The organism is Marinobacter sp. (assembly GCF_041984545.1).
In the GTDB taxonomy this organism is placed as follows: Bacteria; Pseudomonadota; Gammaproteobacteria; order Pseudomonadales; family Oleiphilaceae; genus Marinobacter.
The window spans coordinates 72,850-91,259 of sequence record NZ_JBHIXV010000005.1 but is presented as its reverse complement, the minus strand read 5'-3'; the positions used below and the strand labels follow the sequence as shown (position 1 = coordinate 91,259).

The following is an 18,410-nucleotide window of genomic DNA, read 5'->3' as shown; positions in this document are numbered from 1 at the left end:
CCGATGCTTTGCACAGACCTCGCCTGTTGGCCGGGTTACTGACCGGTTGGGGAGGGGTGAAAGATCGTTGGAAAGCCTCATCGGGACCGGACGGTCCCGATGAGTATGTTGCTAGGTCAGTGGCTTCAGTTGCACTCGGCACCTGGCATGCCGGCCTTGATCCACTCTACAGTCTCTGTACCTTCGGGCGGGTTGACGCAGTCCGCCGGGTAGCGGGTAACGTCGGTAAAGGTGATCTCACCATTAACTCGTTTGAGGCGACCGTAGACCATCTCTGTTGCAGCCTGGTGGCCCTTACCTCGACTCATCTCCACCCGGCCGCCAGGGCCGTCAAATTCCAGGCCCTCAAAGGCTGTGATAACTTCTTCAGTCGAGGCACCAACTCCTGCCTTATCCTGAGCCAGCTTAAGGCCAATCAATGCATGAGCCATGTGGTAGGCAGGGAAGGTTGGAGGGGTGCCGAACCGCTCAGTAAACTCAGTCTGAAACCAGGTGTTCAGTTCGCTTTCCGGGGCAAACGGACCAAAGGGACCGCGGGCACCGATGATGGCGCCGTCTGGCAGGTGCTCGCCAAGGCTGTTGAGTGCCGTTTCGCCCGCCGTGAAGATGACTTGGTTGTCTGCCAGTAGACCTCGAGCCGCCGCCTGGAGTACGAATGCGTCTGTGTCACCGCCCCAGAAAGACGTGTGGATAACATCCGCTGAATTCACTTGCAGAGCAGAAATCTCGGCGCCGTACTGGCCTGCAAACAGTTTGGGGAACTGTTCGGTGGTGATTTCGATATCGCCGTCACGGAGGACCTTGAGAGTCTCTGTGAAGTCGCGCCAGCTGTCGTGGCCCCAGGAGTAGTTCTGGTTAATGCCTGCTACAGACTTCAGATCAGGGATGTTTTCGTGAACGTACCGGGCCGCTGCGATGTTGTCCATGCTCGCGGTGGAGTGGGTGCGGAAAACGTATTTGTAATCAGCTTCTTCGAAAACCCGAGGTGTACCACAGTCGAAGAGTACGGTAAGCATCTTGAGCTCTTCAGCAACCGCCGGGATAGCGAGGCAGTCTCCAGAAGAAATGTAGCCAACGACGGCGTCGACGCCATCCCGCTCGACAAGGTTGCGAAATTCGGAGGTTTGTTTCGTCGCACCGCCAGCTTCGTCAACGTAGATTGGCGTAATCATTCGACCGTCAATTCCCTTCCCTTCAATGGGTGCGGGCAGGGTACCGTCGTTGATGGCATCAATTACGAGGTCTGCAGCGTTCTTGGCGGGAATTCCAAAAGGACCGGAAGCTGCGCCTGAAAGGAAGGTTACGAGGCCGAGTTTGTACTCTTCATTTGCGTGGACGTTGAGGCTGAGCGCGCCAGTGGTCAGGGCGCATGCTACCGTCGCTGCGGTAAACAGGGGACGTTTCATATCAGATCTCCAGACTGTTGTTCTTATGTCGGTTATTTGGACTACCAGTGTGCTTACTCCGGTGTCCTGCTCGACGTTTTGAAGCCGGCCTGTGTCTGTTAGCACGCCCTATGCCAAAATTTCTAGATCCTTAAGGTGCTGTTTTAATGGAATAAATATGGATTGTTGAGATTGGTTTTGAGGGTGATGAGCGAAACCCGCCCATTTCGAGGGAGCGAGAATGAGCGGATTTCGCTCATTCTACTTCGGAGTGGACCTTCTCATAATCAGAAGGGTAGTAAACTCGCCAATTACCGAGCATTACCTTGGCGGGAGGGTATCTCGGGTCGTTTACCGTTTCACCAATCGCCATTACCTGACGGATTTGATGAGTCAATGGATCCATCGAGGATTGGAAGCCTTGGGGGTCCTCGGGCGTCATCAGGCTTAATTGTTCGAAAGCCCGCTCGATCCCTTGGAGATCGCTGTAGTCGCCACCTGCCTGTCGGGCTGCTTCAGCAATCGCGAGTATACCCGTGAACGCGCCTTGCGCCCCGGAAGAGGGATAGTAACCGGCTTGCCGTTTAAATTCTTCAACGAACCAACGATTGAAGTCTGTTTCTGGCCAGTTGTTGTGGTGCCGGGATGCCAATAATAGTCCCAGCGGCATGCGATCCCCCAGGTGAGCGAAAATCTCGTAATCACCACCTTTCTCAAAGTTCGCGAAGCGTGATACCTCAAACAGCCGGGTGTCAGTAGCCTGAGTAACGAAAGCGACAAAATCGCCCCCCCAAAGACTATTTACGACCAGGTCGGGTTTCTGGCGGATCAGTTCATTGATGTAATGGCTGTAGTCTGGCTCACTCAGCCTCGGCCAGAGTGCTCCGACAATTTCGTAATTCACTCCCAATCGATTCAGAGCCTCACGGAAGTCCGCCCAAACCTGGTAACCATACTCGTAATCGGGGCCAAGGTATGAGATTCGCAGGGGCTTTTTCCTCAACTGCTCTCCAAAATAATCTCTGATGAAAAGAGCACCTGCGGTCATCGATTGGCGTGTGTCATTCGTTACACGAAAATAGCGATCATGGAAAAATTCATCTGTGAGTCTTGATGAGGCGTGGTCTGTACCGATAAAAAAGGTATTCGACGAGGCCGCAATTTCGGTAACTTGAATTGCGACTGATGAGTTAACGACTCCACAGAGAAATGTGGCTTGATCCTCCTCGATGAATCGTTTCGCAATTGCTACTGCGGTTGATCGTTTGGATTTTGTGTCCCCCAGCAACACCCTGAGGCGTGGTAGTTTCGAGGTTTCTTGCTGTTCGATGTACTCAAGCGCGAGTCGAATACCCACCACAGAATCCCGACCCAACACACCTGCTCGTCCGGACATGGGATAAAGGCACCCGACGACAATATCCGCTGTATCCTTGCTGGCGCCCAGAGACTCCTGCGCCCAGGACGGCATAGCGAATGTAATGGTAATCAGCCAAAGGATGCCGAGTGAGATAACTCTGGAGCGGTTTGGGCGCGCTGGGATCACAACTCATCTCCTGTGAGTCCCAGCTTTTGCATTCTCCTTTTCAATGCGTGTCTGGAGATTCCAAGGGAATTTGCAGCATCGCCTTTTCGGCCATTGGATTTAGCCAGCGCCTCCAAAATACATTGAGCTTCCCGTTTTGCAATTTCATTCGTCAGGGAACCTTGCATTTCGTTGCGCCAGGGGTCCGTGCCCGACGCAGAGTTTTTCAACTGAGGTGCGGACTCGATGATTTCGGGTGGCAGACGATCGACACCAATGCTCTCACCGGCATGCAAGATGGTCAGTCTCTCGATGGTATTACGGAGCTCGCGGATATTTCCCGGCCAATCGTAACTGCCAAGCACGGAAAGGGTTTCGGGGGGCAGATCGATCGGCTTACAGCCCTCCTGAGCTGCCAGTTCTCTAGCAAAGTTCGATGCCAGGAGAGGAATATCTTCCCTGCGCTCAGCGAGCGAGGGGATTGTCAGTGGCATAACATTGAGGCGATAGAACAGATCCTCACGGAATGTTCCAGCTTGCGCCTCGGTTTGTAGATCTCTGTTGCTGGCGGTTATGACGCGAAGGTCAGCATCGATTTCCTTCTGACCACCGACCGCGCGGAAGCGGTGGGTTTCAAGGAAAGTTAGGAGTTTAGCCTGAAGGGGCAAGGGGAGTTCACCAATCTCGTCCAGGAAAAGCGTGCCTCCGTTGGCTAACTCAACCAAACCGGTTCTGCGTTTATCCGCGCCAGTGTACGCCCCTTTTTCTGCGCCAAACAGCTCAGCCTCCAGGAGGTTCTCAGGAAGCGAAGCGCAATTAACGGATATGAAAGGGGCAGCTCTATCTCTCTTGGCGTGTAACGCCTTGGCAATGAGAGTTTTCCCGCTTCCCGATGGTCCCTGAAGAAGAATCGTGCGCGCTGAGCTCTTTCCGATGCGATCGACTTGATCGAGCAGCTTTTGCATCGTGGCGGAGCGGCCTACAAGGCCGTGGACATCCGCTTCCCGCTCTCTCCGATAAGCCACTTCCTCTTTAAGTTGGCGATGATTGTGATTGCGCTGGATCAGAAGAATCAGTTCGTCAAGGTCAAATGGTTTGGTGATGTAATCCTGAGCACCTCTTTTTACTGCTTCAACAGCTGCACGGGTATCGCCATGAGCCGAAATCATGATCGTGATGGGCGGAGCCGGGAGGGCCTGGATTTGGTCGAGAACTTCAAAGCCAGACTGATCAGGTAACTTCAGATCAAGCAACACAACGTCCGGTGTTTGTTTTTCGATCTCGGCGATTCCGCTTCTTCCGTTATAAGCAGCAAAAACGGTCATCTCCTCTTCTTCGAGCGAAAACATGAGACTGTTAACAAGGTTCTTTTCGTCATCGATGATAAGGACGGTTGGCTTTCGCATTAAACTGATTCCTGATTCTCGTTGTTCAGATAAAGAGGCAGTTTGAGCGTCACTTTCAGGCCCTCACCGGAAACGCTCTGGAAACGAAGGTTGCCTTGATTAGCTTGCGCGAGCTGTCTGCAAATGGCGAGGCCAAGGCCGGTGCCGTTGGTTTTCGTGGTAAAGAACGGCTCTGTCAGGTGGCTCAGATGGTCGGCGCTTACGCCAGGGCCGTTATCGCTTACAGAAACATAGACTGCCAAGCCTTGTTGTTTGGTTCGAATAGTCACCCGCCCGCCAATGCCCTCCATAGCCTGAATTGCGTTCATAACCAGATTCATAACTATCTGGCGGACCTGAGAGGCATCTGCCCATGCGTAGACTGACTCGTGCTCTACCTGCACCAGCTCAATTCCGTGGCGGTGAGCCACTGCATCAGCCAGAATTTTTACTGTTTCAACCACCTCGATAATATTGACCTTGCTTGCCTTGGCTTCCCTCGGACGAGCGTAATCCAGCAGCAGTTGCACAACGTCGTTAACCCGGTCGATTTCATGATCAACCGATTCCATTAATTTCTGGCGTTTGGGGTCGGATTCCTTGCGCGATAGGGCCTGAATTGTCGTCTTTATGGTCGCGAGAGGATTCCTAATCTCATGTGCCACCCCTGCAGAGAATTGCCCAAGTATGGCGCGGCGTTCAACGTCCACCATGCTCTTCACAAGACGGCGTAGACGTAGGCGCATGCGTTCGAGGGCAAAGGCCAGATAGCCTATTTCCGCCGTCCCCTCTGTGTGTAGCGGCGTGTCAAAATCGCCTCCGGCAACCCTGTCTGCTCCCTCAATTAAGGGCGTCACCTGCTTTTCCAATCTTTTGGAAAGATGCCTGGACAACATAATAACGGCCAAAGCAGCTCCTGATGCCAGAAGGATTAACCCGAATCTCGCTGACTCCAGGGGGCCCAGGAGAGGGTCACCCAGCCATTGAAGTCTTATATGCCAGCCCTCGATGAAATCGTTAGAGTTGATGTCTTTGGTCGATTGGGATGAGTTTTGGGGAATGTTTCCTACGGCTGTTACCGGAACATTTTGTGGCGTTACCACAAGAGGGTTTTGTAAGCCGGTGAGGCTTAGGTCCTTTACCTGATCGGTAAGGCTCGCCAGTCGGATAACCAGGCCGACCCAGGCATCCGGAGCCGGATTGAGTCCAGTCGGACTGAGCCTGAGAATAAACCATCCGGGCCGGCTATCGGTGGGTAGTGCCGGGCCGATTATTTCTCCATTGTTAAAGGGTGTGACGGGCAGTTTGTCTAACTCGACTTGGTCCAGTAACGTCTGAGTCAGGTACCAAAGGGGCTCTTCAAATTTTGACGGTTTGACCACTACTCCATAGAGGTGAGGACTATCGAGAGCCTGGCGAAGCTGTGCCATTACCACGGGACCAGGCTCCTCACTCGGGCTGGCCGTGGTTAACCACTCAAATACCTCAGGTATGTCCGCAAGAGCCTCAAGCTCATAAACTCTTTCCTGGAGAAACGTTCTCAAGAGGTTTTCCGCACCAGCAAGTCGAGCGTTCGTCCGACTCTCTGTCACTTTCTCAAGGGCTTTCACGTATTGAGTGTCGTACATGAAGGCCAGAACGATGAGTGGCACCAGGGCAATGAGAAGTGCGCTGAATAGATAGCGACGGGCGAGTCCGTTTCGACGAAGGACCTTCATTCGAGGCGGAGATGAGGCATCGTGTTTTATTATGCTTTTCATGCGGAGATCATATCGAGAGTTTTGGGGGGTTGGAATGTTCCGCTGATGTGTTCGAACCTTTACCAGTGGAAAAGCCTCTAATTTGGATGAGAGTCAGTTCTTTCTACTGGGGGCGAGCAGTCTGAAGCTGTTCAAGCAAAGGGGAGGATTTTCAGGCATAAAAAAAGCCACAAGGTTCGAACCATGTGACTCTCTTGACTGCAGGATTGGTAGGACCACGCGGATTCGAACCGCGGACCTCTACCATGTCAAGGTGAAGCCGGAAGGCGTGTAAGCCCCAGTTTTATATGGAAAACGCGGGATTGTAGTGGCGAACAAAACGAACATAGCGAAACCAACGAAAACAACGACTTAAAACACTGTATTTTGCCAGCCCTCTACTATGGCCTTTCAGCGCATAGACCGGCTATTGGACTCTGCTCTCCAGCATGAATTAAACCATTACACCGGGCCTCGATCACCATCAAACTACCCGTGGTGAACATCGCCCCGATCAACCAAGCGCAAGCTGCAATTGCAAGCATGGCGATGAACCCATTCCAATACTTTTTCATCCGAAAATCTCACTAACATCCAATTCGGCTTTCACACGAACCCACTCCTGTTCATGCCCCTTTTGGTATTCATCCGTCATTTTCTCATCAGCATGGGCCATCAACGGCCGCACGTAGTTTTTCTTGTCGAAGCCCTGTTTCTTGTAGAGCCATGACCCCAGCGCACGAACCTCGTGGAAGGTTGGCCGCTCTTCCCGAGGCATATCGTCAAAAAGTCCAGTCTCGTCCCGCACCAGCCGGAACTCGGCGCTGAAATGGTTCGCTGTCAGCTGTGACCAGTGCTGGCGGCCCTTGGCCTTGTTCCGGCGCTCTGGAACTCGATGCACGATGAAAGGGCTCACTATACCTGATCGCCTGGCCCGGGAAATAATAGAAGCGAGCCGGGGGCTTTCGATTATCAGGTATGCATGCTCATGCTTCTGCACCTTCTGGCGGACCACTTTCAGAGCTCCAGCCTTTTCGTCAAATTCCGAAAACTGCATATTGATCACTTCCGTGCGGCCTTGCAGCGTCACCAAGGCCAGCTGCATGGCAATCTGCAGCCATTCCGGTGCAGCGGCATAGATCGCTTTGAATCCATCCAGCGTTAGCCTCTGGCGTTGCTTCTCGTAGCCTGCTTTCGGATAGGTGGCCGCTGCCGGGTTAGGCAAGTCGGCAGGGTAGAGGCCCTTCATCTGAGCGAACCTGAACAGATCAACCAACGTGGTCCGGTGCTTGATATAGCTGTCGCGCTGGAAGTTGTCGTCCAGGTATTCGGCGCAGGCTTTCACGTCGAACGATTCCACAACCTGCTCACCTAGGTCTTTCTCAAAGCGGTTCAGACGATAACCGATCAGCTGAACAGTGCTGTCAGCAAGCCCCTGCCCCGGCAGAAACTCTTTCCGGTAGCGGCCAATCAAGTGGCTCATGGTCTGCTCGGCAGTGCCCATCACCCGGCCAACTCGATCTGCGGGTTTCATCAGGATGGCGTTGAGCTGGCGGGCATCAGCGATTGCCGCACCCTTTACCGTGCCCAGGCTGTGGAATGTGCCAGTATCCGGGCGCCGGTATCGATAATAAGTTACCGCTCCGACCTTGTTGGAGTAAAGGTTCGGCGGCAGGTCTACGTTTCTGCGCAGTCTTTTCCGTGGAGCCATCAGCTTGCCAGCACCTTAGCCACCCGTGAGTTTCCGGCGGCCTGTTTCTCAGTTGCTTCATCAACAAACCATAGACCACCGATCTTTTGGGCGCCGGCAATGTGGCCCTGCTTTGCCCAATTCTGACAGGCTCGCAGAGTGGGGCGGTTGCCTCCGAACGTCTTTTCACGCCATTCGTTCAGTGTGATTTTGCTCATGCCACTACCTCACTGGTAAAACTCAACCGGGCTCCACAGACTGTGCAGACTGTAAAGCAACCCACAGCACGAGCACGCGCATTCAACCCGGTCAACAAACTCGCGGGGTTGGTATTGCGAGGTGCCCGGCAATACCGCATTGGTCGCGCCGTCGATGGTTGTCACGAGCACAACCTTTACTCCTCCGCATTGGCAGATATCGTTTTTGTTCATAGCTTTATCACCTCATCTGGTAACGGCCATGCTTCAATGAACTGTTCCATCATTTCCTTGGTGGCAAAACCGATCCAGGTCCAGCCCATGACGGTAGCGCCGCCTGAGTGCCACTGGCCGGGCTTTCCGTGAATCGGCCACGCCTCCGGCCCGAAGTTGTCGTGGCACCACTCCATAATTTCAAAGTGCCTTTCGTCTTCATGACTGCCGGTGTAAGCGTCGATCATCCACGGCGTTCCGTCCCACACCTTGTGCATAAGTTCGTCGCCGCACTCGGCGATCTGGCGCTGGTAAAGGTCTGATCCGCTCATCCCTCACCCCCAATAAACCCCTTCGCCCTCGCAAGATGAGGATTGCCTGGGTCATTGCATTCGGCGTATTCCACCAGTTCGGTGATGATCTGGCGGGCTTGGTCAAGCTGCCTGCACTTCTCATGAATCTGCTCAACCCTGATTTCCATCTCTGCCCGCAGGTCTGTTATTTCCTTGTCTGCCCATTCAATGAACTCGGAATTTGCCGCCGCAACTTCGGCTTGAGTCATGCAGCGACCAGTGCGGAGCGCTGTCTGAATAACCTGGCTCTTAAATTCACTCATTCTCACTCTCCGCTGCCTGCTGTCGAAGGCGCTGGGCTTCAGCAAGAGCCTCGTTTACTTCCGGCCAGCCGTTCTCCGGATAATAGTCACCACACCACCGATGCTTCCTCAGCGCAGTTTTTGATTTCGCTATCACATCTTCCAGCTCCCCACACCGCCCCCGCAGCCTTTCTACCTCGGACTGGAGGCGGGCATTCTCATCCTTCAGGAACACCGGGCAATCCTCATTATGGCGATCTGGGTTCCATTTGCAGGTGCATTTTGTTTCACTCATTGCTCACTGCTCCTGTGGTGGAACGGCTTCAGTCAGGCCTGCCCGCTTGATCCCTGCCTGAACAGCTTTAATTATTCTGCACAGGTACTGATAGTCAGGATTCGGCTTGCTAGGGATGGAGTGCCACCACTCATCGCCGAAAACTTCCCGCATTAGATTGCGGTCAAGCTGATCCAGGTTTTCGGCTTCCTCTAGCCTGTAGCACTGGTCAAACAAATCCCGTGCCTCGCATTTGTTCAGTTCGCCGTCACGGCGAAGGCAAACAACCTCTTCCCTGGCCAGGATGCCCAGGGCTTCATAGTCAGCAATGTCGCCGGAAATTCCGCTCAACTTGCTGGCAATGTAGTGCTCGTCACACCGGCAAAAGAAAGTGGCAACGCTTTTCGCGCCCATGCCTCCCCAAAATGCACTCCACGACTGGCCGTAACATTCAATGATGATCTTGCCTTTGCCCGGCTCGTAGTCCTCCAGGATCACGGACACTGGATCAAGTTTATGGGGCTCACTCATCAGGTCAGTCAGGCTTAGTTTTCGGACGGTTGAAAGCTCCACTTGCATCATTCGCCCTCCTGCGCTGTTGGTGGGGCTGGAAGTTCTCGCCACTGATCTCGCTCAAAATCCACGGGCGGGTTGTTGTCTTGAATCTCGAAATCCCAGAACAGGCCGTCATCATCCTGATCAAAAACGGGCATGTGGTGCTGAATAACGCCTTGCGAAAATAGCTGAACGCGCTGGCCCAGCTTTGGCAACCGATCCTCACACTTCACCCACTCCGCTTCGGGTGTGGTGGCAGGTGTGGGGGTGGCCGGCGCCTCCGGGGCGTTTACCAGAAACGACTGATATATAGTATCTGCCTCCTCAATATTCAGCGCATGGTTGTGCCACGCAGCAGTTAGCTGTCCAGCAGTTATTTGCAGGGGAACCAACTTCCACCCCTCCGGCACCTTCGCGGGTGGGTGGGCAAGGGCAAGCCGAGCCATTCTTTTGTAGATTTTTTTGCAGATATCCCACGGCACCGTCACTGCCTGCTGGTGGGTCAGCTCGCCCCCGCAAACTTCGCAGTCCTCGTCTCCCCCTTCGACCAAGCATTCGCCGCATGGCACATCAAGCATGAAGGAAAACTTACCAATACACTCGGCTTTCATTTCATTGGTTATTACCGGCTCCACCTCCCCACTTGCGGGCGCTTGGGCGGCTTCAGCCGACACTCCCCGGCGATACAGAGGCTCGGTATACCCATTGGTCTTCGCCCCAGAGATGAACACCAGGCCACCGCTGAGCAGGTCGTATTCTGTCTGCGGGTTGTAGTAGCCAATCGGTTCTGGCTCACCGGCGTCTTCAAGAGCTTTCCTCTCCTGTTCTTTCAAGTTGCTCACAGCAATCTCTCCTGTATTGCGGTTCTGGGCTCTGGCCGGTTGGTCACATCCACCAAGTGGACGAAAGGCTCCGGCTCGTGGCTGTTGCAGATTTCAGTGGCGAACACCTCGGCTCCGTGCAGGCCACACCGGCCATAGGGCGTGCGCGTTGGTTTTGGTGCGCTGGCGGACGAGCGGCTGAACGGGCAGTGCTTGTCCTGGTCGTAACCCTCATGGCGGTAGTGGTGACAGCTGATGCAGGAACGAGGCATCTGCAGCTGTGGCTCTGGCATACCCATTACGCTGCCTCCTGCTGGCGGTCTGCCAGGTAGAAGCGATGTTGGTAGCCGCGGTAGTTTCCTTCCCGGGGTGAGCGGCTTCCGTAATACACCGGCTCAGACTCAATCAGCCCCACGTCCCGCATCAGGTCGAGGTGACGTGATAGCGTGGCAGAATCCACAGGCCAGCCCACCTTGGCGATTTCCAGCCAGTGCATAGGGCCCTGGCGCAACTGATCGATCACCAGGTCCATCAGCCACAGCAGCACGGGGGAGCGGAAGCGGCGCATGCCATGCTCGTCTGCATAGGTGGCCGGTACCTGCCGGCCCCGGTAGATATGCTTCCCGGTCGGGGCATAGCCACCAGACTCTGGCGCTGGAGAAGTGACTGGATCCTCGATGAGCTCGATCTGGTTCATGCGGCCTTCCTCCGCTCCTGGCTATGCATCTCCGCCCGGACTTTGTAGATATGCCGGAAGATGCTCATCACTGAGATCTCGTAGCGCTCGGCCAGAGTCTCCAGCCGGTACTCCTGCATGCGCTCATTGGTGAGCTGCCAGATCTGCCGCCGGCGCTTGGCCTCGTCCGCCTGTGCCTGGGTAAATCCGCAGTCCGGTGACCAGCGGAACGTGCCCCGTTCGATCTTGGCCATGGTCCCCTCATCGATCCCCAGCTCCAGTTCGAGTACCGGCCTGGTGTGCTCCGCCATGATGTGCTGGAGTTCGAATCGCTGCTTCAGGTCGGCGTGTAGATCTGCCACCTGGTCGTCTGAAAGGTAGCGCTGGCTTTTCATGCTCCACCTCCGTTGCGTTTGTTGACCCGCAGAACTCTGCAGAGCACCCACTCGTTGGCAGGAATGACCCGGCCGGTGGTTGTGACACAGCCACCCCGGCCGCACAGGTTCGCCACTTCAAAATGCTCACCGTCCGGGTGCAGGTAGACCTTGGCCTGTTCCAGATCGAAAGCCGCCTCGTCGTCGGCCAGTTGCCCGGCCTCGAACTGCTCCCGGATTTTGTGAGGATCGGTGACCACCAGCTTCTGGTAAGCGCGGCCAAACTCTGAGGGATCGTTGAAGTTCATGCTGAGGCCTCCTGCTCTACAGGGATGATTTTGCTAAGCTCGTCTTCCATAAGAGCTCCCTTTGGCATGAATCGGCCGAGCTCGTCCCACGTGAAGCGCCCCGCTTCCACTGAATCAGAGGTGTAACCAGAGAAACTGGATCGGTGATAGCAGCGGTGCTGTTTGTGCCAGACCAAGTACAGGCGCTCAGGTTGGGGAAACAGAATGTCCTTGATCACCTGGGCCCGATGGAAGTCCATTGATTTCACTGCTTTGGAAAGTTCAGATTCAAGGCGATCCCGGCGGAGTCTGCCGTTACGCTTGTGCCTGGGGTTTTCCGGACATTGAATGTAGAGGTTAGAGGCGGCTTCATTCCTCACGTCATACTTCCCGGTCACCACCCACCACATGTTGTTGATGTTGTAGTAGGCGATGCCGGTGCAAACCCGCCCCTTGCGATCTGCGAACCAAACACGCTGGCCGTGGTTTAGCATGGCGCCATCGGCCGATTCTCGGTTGTAATCAGCTATGGTGTATTTGCTGGTATCACCCTTGAAATGCCAGCTGCTCTCGTAGCAGCCGTCCAGCCATTCAAGCGCAGCCATGTGGCCGGGGCCAAGCTTATTCATCCGACCGTCACGGCGGTCAGTCCGGAATTCGTAGCCCGAGAAAACGTTGCATAGATAGGACCCAAGCCGGCGGCGGGTACGCTCCATTTCCAGCCACAGCAGGTAGGGCATCCGCTGCTCTTTATCGAAGTCATAACGGCCACCATTCGGGTTCTCGCCGTTCGCAACGTCTTGCCACATTTCGAACTTAATGCAACGGCCACTCAGATCCAGAAAGCCCTGAAGGTCACCTTTCCTGCAGTAACGATGGTTTTCAGCAAAACTGCGGCTGTATTGTTCGATCATGTCTTTCGGGACCTCAACGCTCCATCCGAGGCGGTTCAGCTGTTGAACGATCCGCTTGAAAACCTGGCGCTTGAAGTTCCGCTCATATTGCTGCCACTGCTCCCAGCTGGTGCGGGCGGGGTTCTCCCAAACCGTCAAGCTGGCATCCCCAAGGCGAACCTCTCCGCTTCTGTTAATCTGGCTCATGCTGCCTCCTCGCCGACGAACATATCGGCCTGCTTGAGATCCTGAAGGTTCAACGGCTCGGGTGCGGGCAGGGCGGCTTCATCGGCTCTTGAGCCCATGGCATAGCCCCGAGCCAGCTTGCTATCCCACAACCCCATGATGTGTGCCGGCGTGTACCAGGCCTCCCTCATCTCCATGGAGAGGGTGTTCCCGATAATCACAACGGCTGGAACGTGCAGCAGTGACAGCTGGATAAACGCCATGTGGGCTGCCGTGCTGTCGATATCCACGCAGGTAGCGTGCAGGTGCTGCTGGTAATTGATCTTGCGGGCCTGCATGGCGTAGGCCAGGCCGAGCACCATGCCTGCCGCGCCGCATGCCGGATCGCTCACGGTGACAAACCCGCGTTCCTCGATGACGGCCTCTGCCGTTTCACCGATGGTGATTTCTCCCATGGCCTTGGTAAGTGCGATCGGCGTGAAGAACTGCCCGTGCCAGTGGCTGCTAAGCTCCAGTGACATGAACATCTCCCCGAGGAAGTCAGTGTCGTAGCCTTCCAGCGCCATGGTGGTGATGCCCAGCAGCTGGGTGATGCTGTTCAGCTCGTCCCGGTCGTAGCGCTTCGCCAGTTCCAGGTACCGGGCTTCACGCTTGTCCCGGGCTGGGCCAAAGGTGACGGCGTTGGCCAGAGAGATCGCGGCCATTTCGCAGAAGTCTGAGAACACCTGCCAGGTGTGGTGCCGGCGGCTGGCGGCCCGGATGGTCTTTTCGAATTCGCGGTGGTAGTTCATGCGGCCTCCCTCACAGCGGTGATGATCTGATTCACCGGCTCAGGGCAGACAGCATTACCCATCAGATGAACGGCCAGCTTGTGGTTGTCTGGGAGCTGGTAGCTGTTTGGGAAGCTCATAGCATCCCGGCACTCAAAGCGGGTGAACATCCGCATCCGGTCACCGTCAACGATGGCCCAACGATCCCGGGTGGTAATGGTGCCAACGGGACGATCGAGACTCCGCCCGGTCTTCCCGGAGCCATTGCCGTAGTAAGGCATGATGAAGCGATCACCAAACTTGCGCCGCCCGGCCTCAACTCGCTCGATTGTGGCTTTGCTGCGACCAGGCTTTTTGACCGGGCTCCATTTGCCGACTTCGAAGTCGATAAAGTCTCTGGCCGGCATGTGCTGACCTTTCGGGATCTGCAGGTGCAGAGGGTGTTCTGACTGAGCAAGGATCAGGAATAGCCGGACCCGGTGCTGAGGGGCTCCATAATCTGCGGCGTCAATGATGTGCGGCGCAACCGAATAGCCGAGAGCATGCATGGCCAACTCCCATGGGCGGTAGAGCTGCCAGTTCACGAACTCGGGGACATTCTCGACCACAATAATCTCGGGCCGGTGGTACTCCGCTGCGGATACAACCGCCCATGCGGTTGATCGGCTGGCGTCGTGCTGTGCGTTACCGTGCTCTTTTCCCCGAGCCTTGCTGTGACCCTGACAGCAGGGAGAGGCCAGCATCATGTCGTGCCTGGGTACCTGAGACCAGTCGGCCTGATGCAGATCCTGGCAAAGATGCTGGACGCCCGGATGGTTACGCCGGTGCCACTCCACCGCATCCGGCCAGTGGTTCGCAGCCCAGACAACTTCGCAGCCTGCCATGGTTGCGCCAGTGCTGAATCCTCCGGCGCCAGCGAACAAGTCGATCGCCTTCATGATTCAGCTACCTCCGCCTCTGCCTCCCTCATCTGCTCAGCAAGCGCCGCCAGACGATCGGCCGCATCCTGGCAGTCCAGAGAAGAGCCGAAGAATATAGTCAGCGTGCCGGTTCGTTCCTGCTGCTCAGCAAAGTGGGCGTAGCCGATGGTGTTGCTGTCTGCTTTCTGCACGGATACACCGCACAGGCAGGCTTCGTGCATTGAGACGTTCATGCGTCTGCCTCCCTCGGAGCTCGCATGCCCAAGATGATTCCAATGCCGTCTGCACACCTGAATGCCAGGCCGGGAGAGTTGCTTACATTAATCGCGGCAATCTCAATATTGGGAACATGAGCTATGCGAGACATAAGCCCTGGGTTCATGTCGCAGGGAATGCCATCAACTTTCATTCGATCAGCTTCTGCCCACCGCTTTCCGCTCCCGCCGCAGAGTTCGCAATCCTTGCCGGCATTGTCACAATCGACCTTTCCCTCTCCGCTGCACGTCCGGCATTCAACTTCGTAGGTGTTGTAGTCGGTCTCCGCTTCTGCGGTGCCGAACCCGCGGCACTCAGGGCAGTCCTTGAGTGAGTGCTTGCCAGATCCTCCGCACCGGAAGCAGTCAGTCATATCTGGAAACTCCAGCTTTGGCATCGGCCGAAACTCGGCGGCGGACGCAATATCCAGAAAGTCCTCAAATCTTTGGATGTGGGTTGTTTCAGGGTCTGGCAGGTCGCACTCAAGGTTCGACCAGAAAATTGACTTCCCGTCTGTGGCGGCCAGTCGCCCTGCAATTTGGATGGGCTCCTGCATCCATACTCGAATGTCGTTCTTTCCAACAAAGTCCTGGATACTTATTGATTTGCTCATGCCGCCACCTTCTTGATCCGGGCTTCCTCGTTCTCCAGAAGCGTTTCCATTTGCTGGCGGATTACCCAAAGCTTCAGGTGTGACTCGGGCTGATCGATGAAGCAGTGCAGGTAATCAACCGGCGCATGCGACCCTTTCGGATAGATGAAAGCACAGAAGTGCGCCGACTCACCGCCGAAGTTCACAACCACCTGGTGCCCGCCCAGGGCGTTGACCATAAGTGCGAGGTTCACGATCTGAAGGATTTCAGTTTGAGTGTTCATGCTGCCGCTCCTTGAATGTGCGCCCGAACACGATCTGCATAAGCAGCCGCCCTGCAGCGGTTGTCGAAGTCCTGGCGGTGGATCTGTTTCCGCAGGTAGGCCGGCATGTCGTAGAAGTCAGCCTCCCCAGTGCTGGCGGTATCAAAAAGAGCGGCGACTACTTTCTGCCGCTTACCACCAAACGCTTTCCGCGTCTTGAGCCGGGCCTGCACCCGGTGAAACTGTTGCGTCAGGAAAGAAAGGGCGACTACGGACTCCCCCGAAACGGCCTCGCTGTTGGCCTGGCCTCCCTGGCTGCGCATGCAATCGGTTGTCTGGTTCATCAGATAGCTCCCTGTTGGTAGGTCGAGAGTTCACGCTGGCGGAGACGGCTATGAGGAAGGCGGTTGCCTCTCAACCCAATATCCCCGAAGACCGCCGGCATCATCAGCGCGGCCAGGAGGACGGCGGCAACGTGGACGACGATCTTGTGAAGGATTGCCTCGCGCACCAGGGCGCACCGGCAGTCAACGCCGAACAGGCAGAAAAGGATCTTGATGTGGGTTTTCACTGTCTCAGGGCTGCGATCAATCGCCTTGGCGATCATCTTGTCCGACAGCCCCATGCAGACCATGAGAAGAATAATTCGCTGTTGCCCGCTGAGTGATTCAGCATCGGCGCCCAGCTCGATTCTTGTGGTTTTGAATTTTTGGTTCATGGCGCTTTCTCCTACTTTGTACTTTCAGTTTAGACCCGAAGTACAAACCGCGCAAGAGGGGAAAGCAAAAAAAGATACCAATGGTACAAATCTGATGTGAGCTGGCTTGAAGCCGCTATTTTTTATGCTGATTTAGTTGCAGAGAACACTAATTGGCTGGCGAGAATGGTGAGCACGTCATTTGGAAGGCAGTCCACTGCCTCTGGTGTGTGGAACACCTGTAAAGGAGAAAGAATGAGCGCTTCACCCTCGCTGCTGAGGAAGGTGAAGTGGTTTGTAAAAAGGCAAATGCTTAGAAGTGTCATCCTTAACTCCGCGAATATCTGTACGTCCATACAGTAGTGCAAAGATTGAGCGCTGGCAACGTAGGCCTGGCCCTAAAAATTGATGACAGTATGTTCAGCTTTGGTGCACAAGGGGAAGCGGGGAGTGTAAAAGTTTGTAAATTTCTGGAGAGCTATCGCGTTAGCGGTTGTTGGGCAATGGAGATCATAGTACCGGCGATGACTGGATCGGGCCCCAGGTTGATGGGCGGGAACGCTGGGTTTGGTGGAATGATCGTGTAGTTGCCTCTCTTGACCAGGCTGCCGGCTATGAACGAGCCCTCAAAGTAAACCACCCCCAGATCGTCCGGGCCCGGTGACCGCTTATAGTCCACCACCACGTACATGCCTTTCAGCACACGATCAGACAAGGAGTTGTCTTCAACTTTGATGGCGTAGGCGACCTGGGGTTTTGGTCCGGTCGTTAAGACGGTTTCCAGCGACTCGAGCGGAACATCGCCATTCACAAAATCTTGAAAAAGCTCAGGGGTAATGACTGGGATGCTGTGGATTTCCACCTTGCGGGCGTTGCCCTGAGAGTCTACGCCCTCCACTTCGCGCATCGGTCCCTTGCCAGAACGCAGCCACTCCGAACGAACGCCGTAGTAATTTGCCAGGTCGTCGATTTTCTCGTGGGGGATGGACTCTCCCAGGAACCACTTTTGTACCGCTCTCGGTGTAACCCCAAAGTGCCGGCCGACCGCAGTATACATGCCGTAATAATGCATGTTCGCGGCTTTTGCGGCCTCTTCCAGGCGTTTCCCGAACGCTTGTTTTTTCATGTCGTTGTTGAATTCCATGCGGCGAACTTTAAACCATCCCTGAAAGTAAATCAGACCAAAGCTGATCTAAAATAACGGTTGCGCAGATTGTACCGAGAATCTAAACTCCGAGTATGACCAGTCTACAGCAAGCTCAGAAGATCCTCGGATACGGTTGCTTCAGCATCATCGCTAGAGCATGCCGCAAGACGCCCCGCGCGGTTCAGAAATGGTTTCAAACCGGGGTTCTTCCCGAGTCTGAGATTACGGAGGTTTTTGGGCAGCGAAAAACCGCTTACGGATTGGAGATCGAAAGGCTGACCGGCGGGCAGGTAACGGATGCCCAGCTGCGCCAGGAAAACTTCGAATATCGCCAATCGAGAAAGTCCGCCGCATGACTCTTTCCTCCACCTGTTCATCGCAGGTTACCGGAAAGATGAGGTTTGCAACTTCCCCCTGATAGGGGAAGCCCCTGAGAAGGGGCGCATCCGGGAGGGCTCTGTCCCTCTGACCAAGGTGGCCCTGGCAACTGCGCCAGCGTCAGCAGAGCCTTCCACGGATGCGGTGAAGCGCTTCGGCGTGAAGTGTTAATCGAGGGTGAAGGCGACACCCTGCGTAGCAAAACAAACGTTCGCCGGGTTTGAGCAGCCTGGCCACCGCATCAAACGCAATGACAGCAGTGAACTTGTAGCAGTAGGCCGAGCCCAGGCCGTGCGGAGGGGGCAGCCGGGGTAATACCCGTAAGCGGACTCCGCACAACCAATCAATTTCAACGGAGGCCGTCATGGCTGGACTACTCAGATTCGGATCACCGGAATACTTCCAGGCTCTCGACCAACAAGTGACCGCCATTCTCGCCCCGCAGCTGGCTTCCGGAGCGATGAAGCAGGAGCAGGCGAACGAGATTCGGGCGACCGCTCAACGCAGAGCACACAAAAAGGTAAGCAGATTTTACGGCTTGAACAACAAGTATGACGGGCAGGGCCGCCTGAAAGCTTAACTGCTCTTCGGAG

The 18,410-nt window shown here is 55.3% G+C and carries 27 protein-coding genes; 2 read left to right on the top strand and 25 right to left on the bottom strand.

Features of this window, described 5'->3' with window-relative positions:
• Positions 1-125: 125 nt before the first annotated feature.
• The 25 genes from ACFC20_RS03890 to ACFC20_RS03770 form a co-directional block, all read right to left on the bottom strand.
• On the bottom strand, positions 126-1,406 hold the full coding sequence (locus ACFC20_RS03890) for an ABC transporter substrate-binding protein (protein ID WP_375191861.1): 1,281 nt from the start codon (positions 1,404-1,406) through the stop codon (positions 126-128).
• A 235-nt stretch (positions 1,407-1,641) separates the two neighbouring features.
• Positions 1,642-2,931, bottom strand: coding sequence for an ABC transporter substrate-binding protein (locus ACFC20_RS03885; RefSeq protein ID WP_375191860.1), 1,290 nt, complete (start codon positions 2,929-2,931; stop codon positions 1,642-1,644).
• Positions 2,928-4,316, bottom strand: coding sequence for a sigma-54-dependent transcriptional regulator (locus ACFC20_RS03880; protein WP_375191859.1), 1,389 nt, complete (start codon positions 4,314-4,316; stop codon positions 2,928-2,930). Before ACFC20_RS03880 ends, ACFC20_RS03885 begins: the two co-directional genes overlap by 4 nt.
• Positions 4,316-6,055, bottom strand: a complete 1,740-nt coding sequence (locus ACFC20_RS03875) for an ATP-binding protein (protein WP_375191858.1) — start codon at positions 6,053-6,055, stop codon at positions 4,316-4,318. The genes ACFC20_RS03880 and ACFC20_RS03875 overlap by 1 nt, the downstream gene beginning before the upstream one ends.
• Positions 6,056-6,605: 550 nt before the next feature.
• Complete coding sequence (locus ACFC20_RS03870; RefSeq protein ID WP_375191857.1) at positions 6,606-7,745, bottom strand: phage integrase Arm DNA-binding domain-containing protein; 1,140 nt, start codon at positions 7,743-7,745, stop codon at positions 6,606-6,608.
• Complete coding sequence (locus ACFC20_RS03865) at positions 7,745-7,942, bottom strand: DNA-binding protein (protein ID WP_375191856.1); 198 nt, start codon at positions 7,940-7,942, stop codon at positions 7,745-7,747. Before ACFC20_RS03865 ends, ACFC20_RS03870 begins: the two co-directional genes overlap by 1 nt.
• A 209-nt stretch (positions 7,943-8,151) precedes the next feature.
• On the bottom strand, positions 8,152-8,466 hold the full coding sequence (locus ACFC20_RS03860) for a hypothetical protein (RefSeq protein WP_375191855.1): 315 nt from the start codon (positions 8,464-8,466) through the stop codon (positions 8,152-8,154).
• Entirely contained in the window at positions 8,463-8,750 is a 288-nt protein-coding gene (locus ACFC20_RS03855; RefSeq protein ID WP_375191854.1) for a hypothetical protein, read from the bottom strand. Before ACFC20_RS03855 ends, ACFC20_RS03860 begins: the two co-directional genes overlap by 4 nt.
• On the bottom strand, positions 8,743-9,024 hold the full coding sequence (locus ACFC20_RS03850; protein WP_375191853.1) for a hypothetical protein: 282 nt from the start codon (positions 9,022-9,024) through the stop codon (positions 8,743-8,745). Before ACFC20_RS03850 ends, ACFC20_RS03855 begins: the two co-directional genes overlap by 8 nt.
• 3 nt (positions 9,025-9,027) lie before the next feature.
• Complete coding sequence (locus ACFC20_RS03845) at positions 9,028-9,585, bottom strand: hypothetical protein (RefSeq protein WP_375191852.1); 558 nt, start codon at positions 9,583-9,585, stop codon at positions 9,028-9,030.
• Positions 9,582-10,400 carry a DUF551 domain-containing protein gene (locus tag ACFC20_RS03840; RefSeq protein WP_375191851.1) on the bottom strand — a complete coding sequence of 273 codons (819 nt, stop codon included), beginning with the start codon at positions 10,398-10,400 and terminating at the stop codon, positions 9,582-9,584. The genes ACFC20_RS03845 and ACFC20_RS03840 overlap by 4 nt, the downstream gene beginning before the upstream one ends.
• Positions 10,397-10,678, bottom strand: coding sequence for a hypothetical protein (locus tag ACFC20_RS03835; protein ID WP_375191850.1), 282 nt, complete (start codon positions 10,676-10,678; stop codon positions 10,397-10,399). Before ACFC20_RS03835 ends, ACFC20_RS03840 begins: the two co-directional genes overlap by 4 nt.
• Positions 10,678-11,076 (bottom strand): winged helix-turn-helix domain-containing protein, encoded by a 399-nt coding sequence (locus ACFC20_RS03830; protein WP_375191849.1) that lies wholly within the window; start codon positions 11,074-11,076, stop codon positions 10,678-10,680. Before ACFC20_RS03830 ends, ACFC20_RS03835 begins: the two co-directional genes overlap by 1 nt.
• Positions 11,073-11,450 (bottom strand): hypothetical protein, encoded by a 378-nt coding sequence (locus tag ACFC20_RS03825; RefSeq protein WP_375191848.1) that lies wholly within the window; start codon positions 11,448-11,450, stop codon positions 11,073-11,075. Before ACFC20_RS03825 ends, ACFC20_RS03830 begins: the two co-directional genes overlap by 4 nt.
• Positions 11,447-11,737, bottom strand: a complete 291-nt coding sequence (locus ACFC20_RS03820) for a hypothetical protein (RefSeq protein ID WP_375191847.1) — start codon at positions 11,735-11,737, stop codon at positions 11,447-11,449. The genes ACFC20_RS03825 and ACFC20_RS03820 overlap by 4 nt, the downstream gene beginning before the upstream one ends.
• A complete protein-coding gene (locus ACFC20_RS03815) occupies positions 11,734-12,816 on the bottom strand; it encodes a hypothetical protein (RefSeq protein ID WP_375191846.1) in 1,083 nt (360 codons plus the stop codon). The genes ACFC20_RS03820 and ACFC20_RS03815 overlap by 4 nt, the downstream gene beginning before the upstream one ends.
• Positions 12,813-13,586, bottom strand: a complete 774-nt coding sequence (locus ACFC20_RS03810) for an N-6 DNA methylase (RefSeq protein ID WP_375191845.1) — start codon at positions 13,584-13,586, stop codon at positions 12,813-12,815. The genes ACFC20_RS03815 and ACFC20_RS03810 overlap by 4 nt, the downstream gene beginning before the upstream one ends.
• The gene (locus ACFC20_RS03805; protein ID WP_375191844.1) at positions 13,583-14,503 is read right to left on the bottom strand and encodes a DNA cytosine methyltransferase; all 921 of its coding nucleotides are present in this window, start codon (positions 14,501-14,503) and stop codon (positions 13,583-13,585) included. Before ACFC20_RS03805 ends, ACFC20_RS03810 begins: the two co-directional genes overlap by 4 nt.
• Entirely contained in the window at positions 14,500-14,718 is a 219-nt protein-coding gene (locus tag ACFC20_RS03800; RefSeq protein WP_375191843.1) for a hypothetical protein, read from the bottom strand. The genes ACFC20_RS03805 and ACFC20_RS03800 overlap by 4 nt, the downstream gene beginning before the upstream one ends.
• Positions 14,715-15,353 carry a hypothetical protein gene (locus tag ACFC20_RS03795; protein WP_375191842.1) on the bottom strand — a complete coding sequence of 213 codons (639 nt, stop codon included), beginning with the start codon at positions 15,351-15,353 and terminating at the stop codon, positions 14,715-14,717. The genes ACFC20_RS03800 and ACFC20_RS03795 overlap by 4 nt, the downstream gene beginning before the upstream one ends.
• Positions 15,350-15,616, bottom strand: a complete 267-nt coding sequence (locus ACFC20_RS03790; RefSeq protein ID WP_375191841.1) for a hypothetical protein — start codon at positions 15,614-15,616, stop codon at positions 15,350-15,352. Before ACFC20_RS03790 ends, ACFC20_RS03795 begins: the two co-directional genes overlap by 4 nt.
• Positions 15,613-15,939 (bottom strand): hypothetical protein, encoded by a 327-nt coding sequence (locus ACFC20_RS03785; RefSeq protein WP_375191840.1) that lies wholly within the window; start codon positions 15,937-15,939, stop codon positions 15,613-15,615. The genes ACFC20_RS03790 and ACFC20_RS03785 overlap by 4 nt, the downstream gene beginning before the upstream one ends.
• Positions 15,939-16,313 carry a response regulator transcription factor gene (locus ACFC20_RS03780; protein ID WP_375191839.1) on the bottom strand — a complete coding sequence of 125 codons (375 nt, stop codon included), beginning with the start codon at positions 16,311-16,313 and terminating at the stop codon, positions 15,939-15,941. The genes ACFC20_RS03785 and ACFC20_RS03780 overlap by 1 nt, the downstream gene beginning before the upstream one ends.
• A 122-nt stretch (positions 16,314-16,435) precedes the next feature.
• Positions 16,436-16,618, bottom strand: coding sequence for a hypothetical protein (locus tag ACFC20_RS03775; protein ID WP_375191838.1), 183 nt, complete (start codon positions 16,616-16,618; stop codon positions 16,436-16,438).
• A 152-nt stretch (positions 16,619-16,770) separates the two neighbouring features.
• Positions 16,771-17,436 (bottom strand): LexA family protein, encoded by a 666-nt coding sequence (locus ACFC20_RS03770; RefSeq protein ID WP_375191837.1) that lies wholly within the window; start codon positions 17,434-17,436, stop codon positions 16,771-16,773.
• Positions 17,437-17,531: 95 nt separating this feature from the next.
• On the opposite strand from ACFC20_RS03770, the gene ACFC20_RS03765 reads away from it, so the two are divergent.
• The gene (locus tag ACFC20_RS03765) at positions 17,532-17,795 is read left to right on the top strand and encodes a hypothetical protein (protein ID WP_375191836.1); all 264 of its coding nucleotides are present in this window, start codon (positions 17,532-17,534) and stop codon (positions 17,793-17,795) included.
• 386 nt (positions 17,796-18,181) lie between these two features.
• Positions 18,182-18,397, top strand: a complete 216-nt coding sequence (locus ACFC20_RS03760; protein WP_375191835.1) for a hypothetical protein — start codon at positions 18,182-18,184, stop codon at positions 18,395-18,397.
• Positions 18,398-18,410: the final 13 nt, after the last annotated feature.

Bases quoted from the DNA above. Each gene is read 5' to 3' on its own strand.
- ACFC20_RS03890 (WP_375191861.1), bottom strand. From the start codon at position 1,406: ATGAAACGTCCCCTGTTTACCGCAGCGACGGTAGCATGCGCCCTGACC.
- ACFC20_RS03880 (WP_375191859.1), bottom strand. From the start codon at position 4,316: ATGCGAAAGCCAACCGTCCTTATCATCGATGACGAAAAGAACCTTGTT.
- ACFC20_RS03875 (WP_375191858.1), bottom strand. From the start codon at position 6,055: ATGAAAAGCATAATAAAACACGATGCCTCATCTCCGCCTCGAATGAAG.
- ACFC20_RS03870 (WP_375191857.1), bottom strand. From the start codon at position 7,745: ATGGCTCCACGGAAAAGACTGCGCAGAAACGTAGACCTGCCGCCGAAC.
- ACFC20_RS03865 (WP_375191856.1), bottom strand. From the start codon at position 7,942: ATGAGCAAAATCACACTGAACGAATGGCGTGAAAAGACGTTCGGAGGC.
- ACFC20_RS03860 (WP_375191855.1), bottom strand. From the start codon at position 8,466: ATGAGCGGATCAGACCTTTACCAGCGCCAGATCGCCGAGTGCGGCGAC.
- ACFC20_RS03855 (WP_375191854.1), bottom strand. From the start codon at position 8,750: ATGAGTGAATTTAAGAGCCAGGTTATTCAGACAGCGCTCCGCACTGGT.
- ACFC20_RS03850 (WP_375191853.1), bottom strand. From the start codon at position 9,024: ATGAGTGAAACAAAATGCACCTGCAAATGGAACCCAGATCGCCATAAT.
- ACFC20_RS03845 (WP_375191852.1), bottom strand. From the start codon at position 9,585: ATGATGCAAGTGGAGCTTTCAACCGTCCGAAAACTAAGCCTGACTGAC.
- ACFC20_RS03835 (WP_375191850.1), bottom strand. From the start codon at position 10,678: ATGGGTATGCCAGAGCCACAGCTGCAGATGCCTCGTTCCTGCATCAGC.
- ACFC20_RS03830 (WP_375191849.1), bottom strand. From the start codon at position 11,076: ATGAACCAGATCGAGCTCATCGAGGATCCAGTCACTTCTCCAGCGCCA.
- ACFC20_RS03825 (WP_375191848.1), bottom strand. From the start codon at position 11,450: ATGAAAAGCCAGCGCTACCTTTCAGACGACCAGGTGGCAGATCTACAC.
- ACFC20_RS03820 (WP_375191847.1), bottom strand. From the start codon at position 11,737: ATGAACTTCAACGATCCCTCAGAGTTTGGCCGCGCTTACCAGAAGCTG.
- ACFC20_RS03815 (WP_375191846.1), bottom strand. From the start codon at position 12,816: ATGAGCCAGATTAACAGAAGCGGAGAGGTTCGCCTTGGGGATGCCAGC.
- ACFC20_RS03810 (WP_375191845.1), bottom strand. From the start codon at position 13,586: ATGAACTACCACCGCGAATTCGAAAAGACCATCCGGGCCGCCAGCCGC.
- ACFC20_RS03805 (WP_375191844.1), bottom strand. From the start codon at position 14,503: ATGAAGGCGATCGACTTGTTCGCTGGCGCCGGAGGATTCAGCACTGGC.
- ACFC20_RS03800 (WP_375191843.1), bottom strand. From the start codon at position 14,718: ATGAACGTCTCAATGCACGAAGCCTGCCTGTGCGGTGTATCCGTGCAG.
- ACFC20_RS03795 (WP_375191842.1), bottom strand. From the start codon at position 15,353: ATGAGCAAATCAATAAGTATCCAGGACTTTGTTGGAAAGAACGACATT.
- ACFC20_RS03790 (WP_375191841.1), bottom strand. From the start codon at position 15,616: ATGAACACTCAAACTGAAATCCTTCAGATCGTGAACCTCGCACTTATG.
- ACFC20_RS03785 (WP_375191840.1), bottom strand. From the start codon at position 15,939: ATGAACCAGACAACCGATTGCATGCGCAGCCAGGGAGGCCAGGCCAAC.
- ACFC20_RS03780 (WP_375191839.1), bottom strand. From the start codon at position 16,313: ATGAACCAAAAATTCAAAACCACAAGAATCGAGCTGGGCGCCGATGCT.
- ACFC20_RS03775 (WP_375191838.1), bottom strand. From the start codon at position 16,618: ATGACACTTCTAAGCATTTGCCTTTTTACAAACCACTTCACCTTCCTC.
- ACFC20_RS03770 (WP_375191837.1), bottom strand. From the start codon at position 17,436: ATGGAATTCAACAACGACATGAAAAAACAAGCGTTCGGGAAACGCCTG.
- ACFC20_RS03765 (WP_375191836.1), top strand. From the start codon at position 17,532: ATGACCAGTCTACAGCAAGCTCAGAAGATCCTCGGATACGGTTGCTTC.
- ACFC20_RS03760 (WP_375191835.1), top strand. From the start codon at position 18,182: ATGGCTGGACTACTCAGATTCGGATCACCGGAATACTTCCAGGCTCTC.